Annotated in this window: 14 protein-coding genes; 6 read left to right on the top strand and 8 right to left on the bottom strand. The window is 60.6% G+C overall.

Annotated elements, in window-relative coordinates; all coding sequences use genetic code 11:
• Positions 1-73: 73 nt before the first annotated feature.
• Positions 74-1,027, bottom strand: a complete 954-nt coding sequence (locus E5678_RS09915; protein WP_136178371.1) for a hypothetical protein — start codon at positions 1,025-1,027, stop codon at positions 74-76.
• Positions 1,028-1,347: 320 nt separating this feature from the next.
• The gene (locus E5678_RS09910) at positions 1,348-1,908 is read right to left on the bottom strand and encodes a DUF4410 domain-containing protein (protein WP_136178370.1); all 561 of its coding nucleotides are present in this window, start codon (positions 1,906-1,908) and stop codon (positions 1,348-1,350) included.
• A gap of 233 nt (positions 1,909-2,141) precedes the next feature.
• Between E5678_RS09910 and E5678_RS09905 the strand changes: the two genes are divergently transcribed.
• Positions 2,142-3,935 (top strand): thiamine pyrophosphate-dependent enzyme, encoded by a 1,794-nt coding sequence (locus E5678_RS09905; RefSeq protein WP_210732021.1) that lies wholly within the window; start codon positions 2,142-2,144, stop codon positions 3,933-3,935.
• A 261-nt stretch (positions 3,936-4,196) separates the two neighbouring features.
• Here the strand turns inward: E5678_RS09905 and E5678_RS22290 are convergent, their stop codons facing one another.
• Together E5678_RS22290 and E5678_RS09900 are read right to left on the bottom strand one after the other, a co-directional pair.
• The gene (locus tag E5678_RS22290; RefSeq protein ID WP_168708532.1) at positions 4,197-4,349 is read right to left on the bottom strand and encodes a hypothetical protein; all 153 of its coding nucleotides are present in this window, start codon (positions 4,347-4,349) and stop codon (positions 4,197-4,199) included.
• 337 nt (positions 4,350-4,686) lie between these two features.
• The gene (locus E5678_RS09900; protein ID WP_136178369.1) at positions 4,687-5,043 is read right to left on the bottom strand and encodes a rhodanese-like domain-containing protein; all 357 of its coding nucleotides are present in this window, start codon (positions 5,041-5,043) and stop codon (positions 4,687-4,689) included.
• 170 nt (positions 5,044-5,213) lie between these two features.
• Here E5678_RS09900 and E5678_RS09895 point away from each other — a divergent pair, with 170 nt between their 5' ends.
• Complete coding sequence (locus tag E5678_RS09895) at positions 5,214-5,618, top strand: hypothetical protein (RefSeq protein ID WP_136178368.1); 405 nt, start codon at positions 5,214-5,216, stop codon at positions 5,616-5,618.
• Positions 5,619-5,698: 80 nt separating this feature from the next.
• Here E5678_RS09895 and E5678_RS09890 read toward each other — a convergent pair whose 3' ends face one another.
• Positions 5,699-6,505: a MipA/OmpV family protein gene (locus E5678_RS09890; protein ID WP_168708531.1), complete on the bottom strand. Its 807-nt coding sequence runs from the start codon at positions 6,503-6,505 to the stop codon at positions 5,699-5,701.
• A 570-nt stretch (positions 6,506-7,075) separates the two neighbouring features.
• Here E5678_RS09890 and E5678_RS09885 point away from each other — a divergent pair.
• Both E5678_RS09885 and E5678_RS09880 read left to right on the top strand, forming a co-directional pair.
• The gene (locus tag E5678_RS09885) at positions 7,076-8,239 is read left to right on the top strand and encodes a N(5)-(carboxyethyl)ornithine synthase (protein ID WP_136178366.1); all 1,164 of its coding nucleotides are present in this window, start codon (positions 7,076-7,078) and stop codon (positions 8,237-8,239) included.
• Between the two features lie 192 nt (positions 8,240-8,431).
• On the top strand, positions 8,432-9,283 hold the full coding sequence (locus E5678_RS09880; protein WP_136178365.1) for an NYN domain-containing protein: 852 nt from the start codon (positions 8,432-8,434) through the stop codon (positions 9,281-9,283).
• 100 nt (positions 9,284-9,383) lie between these two features.
• On the opposite strand, the gene E5678_RS09875 is transcribed toward E5678_RS09880, so the two are convergent.
• A complete protein-coding gene (locus E5678_RS09875; RefSeq protein WP_136178364.1) occupies positions 9,384-10,103 on the bottom strand; it encodes a zinc permease in 720 nt (239 codons plus the stop codon).
• A complete protein-coding gene (locus E5678_RS09870; RefSeq protein ID WP_136178363.1) occupies positions 10,100-10,558 on the bottom strand; it encodes a hypothetical protein in 459 nt (152 codons plus the stop codon). Before E5678_RS09870 ends, E5678_RS09875 begins: the two co-directional genes overlap by 4 nt.
• A gap of 567 nt (positions 10,559-11,125) precedes the next feature.
• Here E5678_RS09870 and E5678_RS22285 point away from each other — a divergent pair.
• Complete coding sequence (locus tag E5678_RS22285) at positions 11,126-11,293, top strand: hypothetical protein (RefSeq protein ID WP_168708530.1); 168 nt, start codon at positions 11,126-11,128, stop codon at positions 11,291-11,293.
• 624 nt (positions 11,294-11,917) lie between these two features.
• The gene (locus tag E5678_RS22630) at positions 11,918-12,256 is read left to right on the top strand and encodes a BON domain-containing protein (RefSeq protein WP_247596972.1); all 339 of its coding nucleotides are present in this window, start codon (positions 11,918-11,920) and stop codon (positions 12,254-12,256) included.
• 255 nt (positions 12,257-12,511) lie between these two features.
• Here the strand turns inward: E5678_RS22630 and E5678_RS22280 are convergent, their stop codons facing one another.
• Positions 12,512-12,649, bottom strand: coding sequence for a hypothetical protein (locus E5678_RS22280; protein WP_168708529.1), 138 nt, complete (start codon positions 12,647-12,649; stop codon positions 12,512-12,514).
• Between the last annotated feature and the right edge of the window lie 8 nt (positions 12,650-12,657).

Genomic DNA, 12,657 nt, shown 5'->3' with positions numbered 1-12,657 from the left:
CCGGTGATTTTCCCGTATTTTGTGTGGTGCAGGCAATCGGGGCAGATGGGCGGTCTTTGTGAGGCGCCCCGCTTTAGAAGTACAGGGCCACCACCTCGTGCACTTCATCGTCCACCACCACCGGCAGCGTGAGCACCGAACCGATGCCCGCTCCCCGCAGGGATTGCAGGTCGGTTGGGGTGTTCCAGGCGGGCAGTTGCTCGTCGGCCTGTGCCACGGCGGAGCGCCAAGCCTCACCGATGGGGCCCAAGGCCTCCACTTTTCGTGCCTGGCCGCCGCCGCAAGGCAGCTCGCCCATGGACTCGCAAAAGCCTGCGGTGCGGAACAGTGTGCCAGGCTGGGTTTCGTGGTCCCGCCAAACCTCGACACGCAAGGCGATGGGCGCGACGGGCGCCGAAAGCAAACCGAGCACCCAGGTGCTGTTGTCTCTCACAGTGCAAGGCGTCGCCAGCGCCCGCCCGATGCCCAGCGCCACTGCCGCTTCCGTGCGCAAAAAGTGTTTTGAACTGGCGATGTCGGGGATGCAGATCGTTTCTTCCTTTTGCCAGGCGAGGCCTGGTGCGCCTGCACCGCGTGGCAGCCAGCCTTCCCGGGTGAGCGCCTCCAGCTCTTCGGCCCGTCCGGATGTGCCGAAATACCCGTCTACCAGGGTCATGTCAGAGGACAGCCGTGAATCGTTGCGCCACAACTCTACCGAACCCATGGTCGAAGGCGCGCCGCCCATGAGCAACACCACCACGCAGCGCAGCTGCTGCCCCTGAAACACGGGGCAGGCCACGGCGCACGTCAGGTCGATGGCCCGGGCCGCCGCCGCACGCTTGAAATAGCTGCCCACCAGCTCGCGCATCATCAGTGGGTGGCCTTTCTCCCAGGCCCGGCCTGGCAGCCCTTCGCCTTTCGCAAACACCATCTCGCGGGTAATGGCTTCAAACGCCGGCGCCTCGGGGAACAGGCCACTGGACAGCTCCAGAGAGCGGCCGTCCTCGGTGGGTGTCCACACCTCGGCAATGCGGATAAAGGTTTTCATGCTTTGGGGGTAAGCAATTTGCGCGCCAAAGCGCCGAGCGCAAACTGTCAGCGCGCCGTCCGAACGCAGCGTACCGGCTTGTCGGGCCGGTCGATATCGCCGGCGTTGATCGAGCAAGTGACTTCTTTGACCAATGCCTGATGGGTCAGCGTTTTGATGGACGAGTGCTGTGCACCGGCACTGTGACAACAGCCTGGAAAAAAGGGAAAGGGCGCTGGATATCGGGTCGGAACTTGAACCCGGGTTCACCCGCTGCGCATGGAGTGAACCCGGTCTTGGAAGTGGCGCCCCCTCGTTGGGGTGGGCGCCGTTGGGGGAGCTTATTTGCCTTTGGCGTTCAGCTCTTCGGCCAGCTCTTCAGCCAGCTCTTCCACCATGTCTTCCACGCTGCCGTAAAAATCGCCGCCGAAAGCCCCCATGCGGGTGGCGTCACTGCCCGAGCGGGTGGCGATCAAGGCACCTGTTGTGACGTCAAGCGCTTCGATCTTGCCATTCAAGATGCCTTTTCCAGCACCAAAGATCCCCGCTGTCCAACGCAGCGCCCGATTGCCAGGGTTGTATTGGAATTCAAGGTTGATCACAACCGCGCCAGCTTTGTTGGCGGGCATGGCCGCGGGCACAGCAAAGCCGTTGTCTTCGAGCTCTTCTTTCAAAACAGCCGGAATCTTGGCATCGAGTTTCTTTTTGTCGGTCAACCGACTTTCATCGGGATTGGTGTCGTCAACGAGGGTGGTGCTGATCTTTCCGATGTACGCGGTGGTGTACATGCGCGCCACCGGTGCCTGTTCAGCGGTGGTTTTCACCGATGGGCTGGAGGCGCAAGCCACCAGGAATGCAGGCAACAACAAAACGGCCAGCGTTGAACGAATAGGACGGAACATAAAAAAACTCCCTGATTTGATTGGTAGATTGCTTGCTTCATTCCTTCGCAAAGCCTCGAAGCGGTTGGTCTTCTTGCTCTGAAAAAGAAATCGCGTGCATGCTAGCAGAAGCGTCGCCGGCTCCGGGGGGGACGGGCTGACTGGGATTGACTTCACTTCACTTGACCGAGGTCAACCACAGTGAGTCTCCAAGCTGGAACACTGCCGCATCCTCAACCTACTGAGCGCGACAGATGACCACCACGACGACTTACGAGCACAACTTCGGCCCTGCTTACGAAAGCACCTTGAGCACACTGGGCGAAAGCATGCGCCAGACCATCGGGCATTTCGGTGCCCAACGCATCTACAGCGTGGGCGGTGACTTCGCAGCCAACCTGATCCGTGCGCTGGACGTGGAAGGCCTCACCGTGTCACCGGCCAGCAATGAAATGCACGCCGGCTTTTGCGCCTGCGCGCAGGCCGAAGTTGAAGGTGTGGGTTTCGCTCTGACCACCTACACCGTGGGCTCGCTGCCTTGCATGTCGGCAGCCGCGCTGGCCAAGACCGAAGGCTTGCCGGTGGTGTTCATCTCGGGCGCGCCCGGCGAAGACGAAGTGCACCAGCACAGCATTCACCACATGGTGCAACCCGCGCACGCCTGGCGAGCCAACTACGATGCCGCCTTGCAAGCGTTTGCCGCCTTGGGGCTGCGCAGCGAGCGCCTGCAAGGCGACCGCGCCAGCGGCCAACCCAACATCGCGGGTTACCGCTTCTTTGAGCTGGTCAAACACGCCTGGCTGCACCGCGAGCCGGTGTTCATCGAGGTGCCGCGCAACCTCGTTTTCTCTCTCACCCAGCCCCTGGCGTTGCCACCCCTGGATCGCCTGAACAGCACCGACCTGGTGTTCACAGGGCTCGAACACATCGTGCACACCATTGAGCAAAAGCTCGGCTCCGCCAGGGCCCCGCTGGTCTATGCAGGCGAACAGGTCAAGCGCAACCCGGCTTTGAAAAAACTGGTGTGGGACTTCTGCCAGAAATACCAGATCCCGCTGATCAGCACCTGGTTCTCCAAAGGGGTTTTCGACGAAACCCACCCGCTGTGCCTGGGCGCCTACAACGGCGTCTTCAGCGCCACTGAGGTGCGGCAGTATGTGGAAAATCAGGTGGACTATGTGCTCGACATCGGCACCAGCGTCTTTGCCCAAGACACCGCCAGCGCCTTTCACACCGGCACCCACCGGGTGGCCACCATCGACAACAAAACGGTGGTCAAGTCCACCGTGCCCCACGAGGCCGATCTCTGCACCATTTTTGAACAACTGCTCGGCAGCGAGCGCCGCCCCTTCCCGTTTGCGCCGGCGCCTTTCGTTCCGGTGGCCCCGGCGCCCACCGGTAAGATGGATTTCCACACCCTGGCCGCCACGCTCAACGCGTGCCAAGCCAGGCAAGCCTTTGGCAGTGTGTTCGTGCCTGAGGTGGGCAACTCGTTTTTTGCCAGCTACGGCCTCAGGCCCAAGGCCACGGAACTGGGCATCAACTGGCTGACCAACCCCTGGTACGCCGCCATGGGCACTTCATTGCCCTATGCCCGCGTCGTCGCCGAAAACATTGTTCGCCAGGATCTCAGTGATCGCGTGGTGGTCATCACCGGTGACGGTGGTTTTCACTTTCAGCTCAACGAACTGATCCATTTCCAGAAGCAGGGCCTGCCACTGACCATTGTCTACATGCGCAACGACATTTTTCACCTCGGCAAGAGCGGCGACGGGCCTGTGTACCATTGCTCCAGCCAGGAATTCGATGTGCTCGGCCTGGTGCGCGCCTATGGTGGCGAAGGCAAACGCTGCACCACAGTCGAAGCGTTTTCCAGCTACTACCAGGAATGCCTGCAAGCCAACAGCGGCATTCGCCTGATCGAAGTGCCATGCTCACCCACGCAGGAGTTCCAATGCCCCGAGATGGCGTTGCTCAACCTGTTCATCCAGTGCCGCAATGGCGACCCTGCCGCCATCGAGCAATGGAAGCAGGTGTGCCAGGTGTGAGCGCCAGGCCTGGTATCGCAGCAGGGGAGAGGGTAGATATTTCCGACATTGCAGGGGTCCATACTTGTCCCCGCTGCATGTGCACCACGGTGTGGATAAGCATGGGGACAAGCGCCGAAACCCGCGCCACCACTGGCTTGGCAGGGTGTGCCTAAAAATGAGGCATTTGTTCGCTCTCGCAAGTCCCTGTCTGGTTGGGGGTGCCTGAGCGGCGAGATGCGCAGGGCCGCCCCATGGCTGCAGCGTTTGGCTTTGCGTTTTTCATTGTTCGCTTGCGCGCACCTTGCTCGCCAGAGTTGCCAGAGCCCCAATGGGGATTTGCACGGCCATCTCTTTCACGATCCCGGCGCCGAAATCGGTGTTACCGAGTCCTATGCTGATGGAAAGGTGCTGGACGCTGTCAATGCCGTGCATCAGAACTTCCCTTCAAAACCCATCTGGACATTGACGGGAAACCGGCGTAAAGACGAGCAACCACACGTTCGAACTCCCCGTCAAATAGGCTGGCCTTACCCCCTTCCCAAAAAAAGAGGGACCAAAGAGAATTCGGGCACTACATAGCCAGCCAGTTAGATCAAAAACAGAAAACCTTTGATCTGGCGGTCATAGAACATTTGATGCCCAGGATTGGCGTGTTTGATCGCAGATCGAAACCTGCGATCACACGGGCAATAACCGCCTTGCATGGCACTGGGTCACCATGAGCTGAGCGGGTTTGAGGTGTGCTCCAGCGATTCCCCCGCACGCGCATTCAGTCCAGCAAATTGCCCCACTTGCCCACATTGAAAACTTGCTGGTAGCCGTTCTTCTTCAGCACCAACTTGGCCATGCCGCTGCGCGTTCCGCTGGCGCAGCAAAGCACCACGGGCGCTGAGTTCGGAATCTCTTTGAGCCGGCTGCCCAGCTCCCCGAGAGGGATGTTGACCGTGCCCGGGGCGTTCCCGCTCGCGAACTCCGCAGCGGACCGCACATCGACCAAGAGCGCGCCTTGCTGTTTGAGCGCAGGCAGCATCGCTTTGACTCTTCGTGCGTTCCACCATTTATAGCCAAACCACAGCACCAAAGCCATGAGCGGCCAATACTGCTGAAAGAAACCTTCGAAATCCATACAACTCCTTGTGGTGGTGAAACGGTGAGGTGGAAGCGAGCCCACGTGTCATTACACTGGGGAGTATCTATCAAACAAGCGGTGCGCGACTTTCAGCCTTCAGTGTGAGTACATGTTCGGGGACTTGTTGTGTTCAATTTTCTGCTTGTAACTTACCCGGTGATGGTGGCATGGTGATGCACATCAAAGACGCCGCAGGAAGCAGCGCCTTGCTTGCCGACGGCAGCTGGCACGCCCAAGCGTTCTACCCCGCCCCGCTCAAAGACCGTTCTGGCCTGAAGGTCGTCGGGCAAGTCCGGGACAGCGCTGCTTGCGATATCTCCGGCTGCGACGAGGCATCCACTTTTTCGGGCGCGCAGTGGGCTCTGCCAGACCACCGGGAACCCCCGAGCTTTGACGGTTCCGCCTGGCCCATGGCGGCCACCTTCACCAACCAAACCGAGGGCGTAGACAACCAGCCCGCCTACACGAAATTCGCCGGTGTTTTTGACACCCCTGGAGCCGATGCCCAGCTCACCTGGTCGTCCAACCTGGTGCTCGACAATCTGGTGCTGGTGAGAAAAACCATCCGTTGATGGCGGCTCGGTGCTGTCGGCAGGCTTTCCGCGCGGAGAGCTGGTACGCCAGACCGGGCGTACAGGCTTGAAGGCTGGTTTTAGAAGCGGTAGGCGTAGCCCAGGCGCAACCCCGATACCCAGCTGCGATCCACCAGCGGGCTGTCCTTGATGGCGGCCCCCAGCGCAGTGGCATGCAGATCCATGAAAAGCGATTGCTGCCGGTCCAGGCCATAAAAGGCGCGCAATCCCAGCTCGGTGTTCACGGTTGATTGGCCCGCATAGGCCGAGCGCCCGGTCCTGGCCTCGCTGCTCCTCACACCGAAGTAGTAGTCGACCTGGTCGCTGTCTTGCCAGAGCAGCGCCACACGCGGCGCCAGCCGCAAGCGGCCAAACCCCATGGGCTTTTCAGCGGTCAGCTTGATCTGCTGACCGCCGCTGTGGTTGGCGGCATCGGCCAGCCACTCGGCCGAGAGTTGCCCGAAATCGTGTTGCCATTCGGCCTTCGCGCCGAGCCAAATGCTGCTCTTGCGCTCGACCATGCCGGCCAGCGAAACCGAGTCAGAAGCCTTGTACCCGGCATCGGTGTAGCGGGCGCGCAGAGCGAAAGACACCGCGCCTGTGGATGGCAGCTTGATGTCGAGCATGGGTCCGGCCCAGCGCACATAGGCGTTTTCAAATGCGACCAGCGGGAGCCATCGGCGCGTGTCATCTGCGCCCCGGTAGGGTGAGGTTTCGGTGCTGGCAAAGGCGCCCGCGGACCAGCTGGACGCGGGGGGCTCAGCAGGGCGTTCCTGTGCCCAGGTGGCAGAGGCACCGAGCAAAGTTGCACCGAAAAGAATGGCGCCGCTTGCACACCAGGCCAAGGGCGAATCGGGTTTGTCAGAGTGGTCGAGGCAGCTGTTCATGGGAATGTGCATTGGCTTCGGTAGCGGGCCGCTCGATCCTAGAGCCAAATGCACACCCTGTGCGTTCAGTGCGTGATTCGCATGAACTTCTCCCTTCTGACGTGCGTGCGCGGTGGGGCATGGAAACCATCTCTTTCCCCGACACAGGCCAACGCGAGCTTGGGGCCGGACTGCGAACACGCCTCAACCCATAGAGTGCCCAAAACCCGGGGGCGTATAGTGGGTCATGGCCTCACTGGTCCGTTCACATGCAACGGGCAAAGGCTTGGCAGCCCATAGGCAGTGCTGCCATCGTCGCTTCTCGGCCATTCGGCCGTTGCGCACCACCCCTGTATCGCCTCCCTTCAGATCGCCGACATACCGCCTCCGTGGAGTGTCTGCTTCGCTCGCGCACCGCGAGGTCTTCCGCCCATGCTGTCGCTCTGCGCGACGTGCAGGGCGGTGCTTGGCGCGGCTCACGAATCCCCATTCATCTTTCGCAAAGTGGTTTTGGCGCCAGACACCGTGTCTGGGTGCTGCGCTTTGCCGTTCGCAGCGGATCGCTGTGGACGCATTCAACCAGGAAAACCCATGAAACCTTTGTCATTTGGTGTGATCGGTACATCCAGAAAAACCGACGAGCAGCGCGTCCCGCTGCACCCAGCCCATTTGTCGCGCCTGCCAGAAGCGATTCGAAAACGCCTCGTGTTTGAGGCCGGCTACGGCGAGCCGTTTGATGTGTCAGATGCCGAGCTGGCTTCCCTGGCCGGAGGCACGGCAAGCCGCCATTCGCTGTTGGCCGATCTGGGCAACGTCATCGTGGCCAAGCCCGTGCTCGCTGACCTGGAAGAGCTCAAAGTGGGCGGTGTGATGTGGGGCTACGTGCATTGCGCCCAGCAGCGCGCCATCACCCAGGCCGGCATCGACCGCAAACAAACGCTGATCGCGTTTGAAGACATGTACGTCTGGGGCCCCGCCGGGCAAGAGGGCCGCCACACCTTTTACAAGAACAACGAAATGGCGGGCTACTGCGCCGTGTTGCACGCGCTGCAACTCAAGGGCATTGACGGCCACTATGGCAACCAGCGCAAAGCCATCATCTTCAGTTTTGGCGCGGTGAGCCGTGGCGCCATCTACGCGTTGAAGGCGCACGGCTTTCGTGACATCACGATCTGCATCCAGCGGCCTGACCATGAAGTGCGTGAAGAGGTGCTCGACTGCCACTATGTGCGGATTCAGAAAGGCGGGCCAGGTGAAGCGCGCATGCTGGTGGTCGAGCACGACGGCACATCCCGCCCGCTCACCGAGCTGATCGCCGAGTCAGAGATCATCATCAATGGCACCTACCAGGACACCGCCAACCCGTTCATGTACGTCAACGAGAGTGAATTCAGTTGCCTCCAGCCCGGCAGCCTGGTGATCGACGTGAGTTGCGACGAGGGCATGGGCTTCTACTTTGCGAAGCCCACCACCTTTCGCGAGCCCATGTTCAAGGTGGGCAAGGTCGACTACTACGCAGTGGACCACACCCCCAACTTCTTGTGGGAAAGCGCATCGCGCTCGATCTCGGCGGCGATGGTTGTGTACATGGACGTGGTGCTGGGCGGGCCCACCCAATGGAATGCCAGCGAAACCATTCGGCGCGCCATCAACATTGACGCAGGCGTGGTGCAAAAGCCCCACATCTTGTTGTTCCAGGGGCGGTCGCTGGCCTATCCCCATGAGCCCATGGCCGAGCTGCCCTTGGCAGCTTAAAGCCGGTTCGAAGGCGCTCGCGCCTCGGGATGGGCCGCGGGCTTGGAATGAGCACCCATTCATGGCCGGCGGCGCCTTGCCGAGCGACGACACCGGCGCGCCATGCCCTGCCGGCTGCCTGGGCGGTGTCTGGTGCTGCATCGCTTTGGCCACAAGCTTGTGTAAAGTGGCGACAACATCAGGAGGTCAAACATGATCGTATTTCTTGTGGATGCAGACAATTTGTCTGCCCCGGCGTGGGTTGATGAGGCGTTCAAATCGCTTGAGGCCTCCAGCGGACCCATTGCTGTCCGAAGGGCCTATGGCAGTGCGGAGAATCTGAAGGGCCTGGCCGAGACGCTTCGCACCTGGGCCATCCGCCCGTTTGTGAACCTTTCGTTGACCAAAAACACCACCGACATTGCCTTGGCCGCCGATGCCATGGAGCTGGCGTGCCAGAAACCAGCGCCTTCCATGATCGTGCTCGGTTCAGGGGATGCCGATTTCGTGCCACTTGTTGTTCGCCTGCGTGAACGCGGCATCAAAGTCGTCTGTGTGTCGGAGTACAGCAAGATGGCTCAAGAGGCGGTGCGCGCGTACGACGCGGTGATCTACGTGGGCAAGGGGAAAAGTGCGCGTGCGTCCAGAGCCCCGACCCGTGGGGCGCCATTGGGCTCAACGGCCGGTGCGGCCAAGAAAACAACCCCAAACGCGGCCGGCTCTGTGACCCATGCAACGACGGCAGTCAAATCAGCGGCGCCTGCTGCGCCCAAGCCCGCGAAGAAAGCGGTAGCCGCCAAGAAGGTGGCCATGAAGGCCGCTACTGCGTCTGGCGCTTCCACATCTGGCCGCGGTGTGACGGTGGCGCAAATATTGGCGGCCGCGCCCTCGCTAAAACCGGGTGATTGGCAGCCTCTTGGCGATATTGTCAAAGCGCTGCACGACAAAAAGCTGATGGGCAAGAGCGCGACATCCAGTCGGTTTTTTGGCAAACATGCCGAGTCCTTTGAGCTCAAGCCTGCCAAACAGCCCAACCAGGTGCGGTACATCTTGTTGCAGGGCTAGAGATACCGGCCGAACTGCCGTTTGAAGCGTGAGCGAATCGGAGGCTGGCCCCAAACGCATCACCTCAAAGACCCTCAGCCCAGTCGCTGTGGCGATGGCCCTAGCTGGCCAGCAGCTGGATGCTCCAGAACACCAGAAAGCCCGAAAAAAGCACCAGGGTGGAAATCGGTTTTTCTTCGACGGTGTGCGCTTCGATCAACAGCTCCTCGGTCACCAGATACAACAGCGCGGCCGCGCTGAACGCCAACACGCCGCCGATGAGTTGCCCAGAAGCACCTGCGAGCAGCAGACTGCCCAACACAGCAAACAGCAGCACCGTGAGGCCCAGCGCGGTCGACAAGGCCACCACGCGCCAGCCCTTGACGAGTTCCGATGTCAGCGCCATCCCCAGAAACAGAAGCTCGACCGACAGGCCCAGCGCCAGGATCGTGCCCGCTTCGCCATTGGCTGCGAAACCCGCACCGATGATGAACCCGTCAACAGCGACATCAATGAACGTCGCCACCAGCAGCCCTACGCCCAAGGTTGGCACAGCCGGACTTGCTGCTGCCCTTTGCTCCAGCCGCATCGTCCAGAGCTTCAAGCCATACATGAAGAGGCTGCCCAAGGCGAACGAGCCGATGATCACTGCCGGTGTCGCGTGTTCATTGGCGATTTCGGGCAGCAACTCCACGGCCAGCGCCGCCAGGATCACACCCGCGGCGAAATGCTGCACCAGGCTTCGAAACTGGTGGGAAGGATTCCAGAGCGCGGCGATCACCCCTCCAGCGGTGGCGACCATCGTGGGGATGGCCATGATGAGCAACTGGTGTTTGTTCATGCAGAAGGACTGCGGGCGCTTACGGCTTCGCAAATGTATTGGCCGGTGAGGCGCACCTGTTGCGGGCGGCCCTCGATGTCCAGCGTGCGGTTTTCTACCAGCGACAACGTATTAGAGCGTTTGTCAAACTGGCCGCTGACCCACACATCCTGTCCCTTCGCTTCGAAACGCACCATGTCGCCTGGCCCGGGGCCGACTGTAACAAGTGAACTCCGGACCATGCCCGTTTGGCCGCGCAGATGAAAATCGATGTTGAACGGGTAGGTCTTGCGCGCGGCCTTGTCGGGCGCATCGCCTGCGAACGTCGCGATGGACTGCTCCTGACCCTTGCATTCGAACTCGGTGTCCCAGCGTTCGACTTGATCGCATCCGGCTGTGGTCGCGCAAAGGACGCCAAAGAGAAGCCACGAAGGGCTGCGGGCTGCGGGCGGGCGTTTTGAAAGCGGTGTTTGCATATGGCGCGAGAGCATAGAGCGCCAGCATTAAGGCCCGCTTATCTCTTCCCGCTCTGTCGTCTTGTGGGACTGCAGCGCGCTACCAGCGTCGATGTGGGCATTTCCTGGCTTCTGCTCCGAGGTTTCCAGAATGGGCTGTTGATGCCTCATATCCATCAAAAGGAATCCGTTAGCCGCTGCGGGCGTCCATCGCGTTCTGGTTTTGAGGTGGTTGTCGCTGAGTCCCGTGGCTCAGGCTGGACAGGATGATTCGGCAAATGGGTGTCTGGCAAGCAATCTTGCCTCCCCATCATTGATCCCGAATCTCTTGCACTCAAACGGTGTACTTGCGATTGGCTGTATGCGCAAGTTGCGCGCCGCGTTTGCTCCTCTGTTTCAGGCCCACCGGCTTGACCCACAAGACGGAATGTCACCTCCCTCAAGGACCTGACTGCCCGTGCCTGAACATTGCTTGCATGGGTCGTTCAGCTTCTGTTCAGCAGCACGCCCGCAATATGGGTCCCAAGGTCCAGCGTGGACCATTGCACTTCATCCCCTTCAACCCCTTCAGCGATTACAGGATTTAACATGAACACCGATCTCAAGAATTTCCTCCAACCCATTGTCCGGGTCGTTGCGGCCACACTGTTTGCCGTCTGTACCGTGGCCTTTGTGTCGGTGCCGTACGTGCTGGGCCAGCACCCGGGCGACACGCTGGTGGATGCGCAGCAATCCGGGCCGCGCCACATGACCTGAACCCTCAGGCACGCAGTGCCGTCGGGCATGCAGGTGCGTACCACAACAGCCGAGCAGGTCTACAGAGCGACGACTTGACCCCAGGCGCTTCCGTTGGCGGTTTGCGAGCTGATTTCAGGCTCGAGAAAAAATGAAACCCCCCTTTGGGTTGACCGACATGCATTCCCTGACTTCGTTCGACAGCGCACATACCCCTTGCAGAATCCGGTGCTTTCGACCTTTCCACGAGGACGCCCCGTGATCACCCGATTGGCTCGCCGCCTGATGGTCCTTTTGCAGCTGTCCAGTTCGGAGGGTTGTGGGCCCAGGCACCAACTCAGGTCCTGCAAGACCCCGTGCGCGTCGTCTCGGTGGCCGTCGAATGGACGTTCATCAACTCTGTTGACTCCATTGCTGCCCTGGCGGCCCCGACCTGCATGCGCGCGATGGAAATAGAAAAGCCCGCAGTGGTTGGAGCAGCTGCCGCGCAACCTCAACAATGCCAGCACGCCAGCACGCCAGTTTGCGTTCACGTCTCCTGGTGCGCTGCGACGAACACTGCACTGTGACAGCCCGCACCTTCACTCCTTCCGAGTAGATCCACTGTGCGAACGGATTCACACCCAAACCCCACGAAAGTCACCCATGAAATCCACCACCCAATTGCTTTTGTTGACTGCCTGCTGCACGATGCTGCTGACCGCATGCAGCAAGCCTGAGGCCAGGATGTCCCTTCACGCGCCGACTGCAAGTGAAGGCGCAGCCGACAACGTCTCGGACATTGACGTCACCGCCCACGTCAAGTCCGCGCTTAACAGCGAACCCAGCTTGGCGGGACTGGACATCACAGTCGTTACCACCAAGGGCGACGTTCGGCTCACGGGTGAGATGCAAAGCCAAAGGGATATCGATACAGCCCTCAGCGCCGCTCGGGTCGCAGAGGGCGCCCACACGATTCACGATGAGCTGACTGTCAAGCCGTGACCTTTTGAGCCAAAGGCCTCGGCCGCGCTCTTCAGGGTAGTGGCCTGAAGTGGTTGTATCGACCTGTGCTGTACATGTTCCCGTTATCGGTCTTTGGCGCCCACTGCGGCAATTGCCGGCTGCATGCGCAAGCTGGGGCGCCAGAACTAGGGTGCACTCAAGTTACCCATCCTGCTTGATGCCCATTTTTCGATAAATTTCCGTGCCGTTCAAGACCGTATCTGGCCCCGAGGGCGTGGACCGGGTTGGGCAGGTTCAGCGGAAATGCGTCGGCAAATGGAAATCGAACGGGCCAAAATGCAGGTGCACCGAGCCCAGACCGAGGGCAGACAGCACCGCACAAATGGCGAAGACCCAGCCAATAACGACCATGATGGAGTTGATGATTTTCATTGGGCGCG

The sequence above is a fragment of the Hydrogenophaga sp. PAMC20947 genome (assembly GCF_004795855.1).
GTDB lineage: Bacteria > Pseudomonadota > Gammaproteobacteria > Burkholderiales > Burkholderiaceae_C > Hydrogenophaga.
The sequence above is the reverse complement of the archived record's forward strand: the minus strand, read 5'-3'. Positions and strand labels throughout refer to the sequence as shown.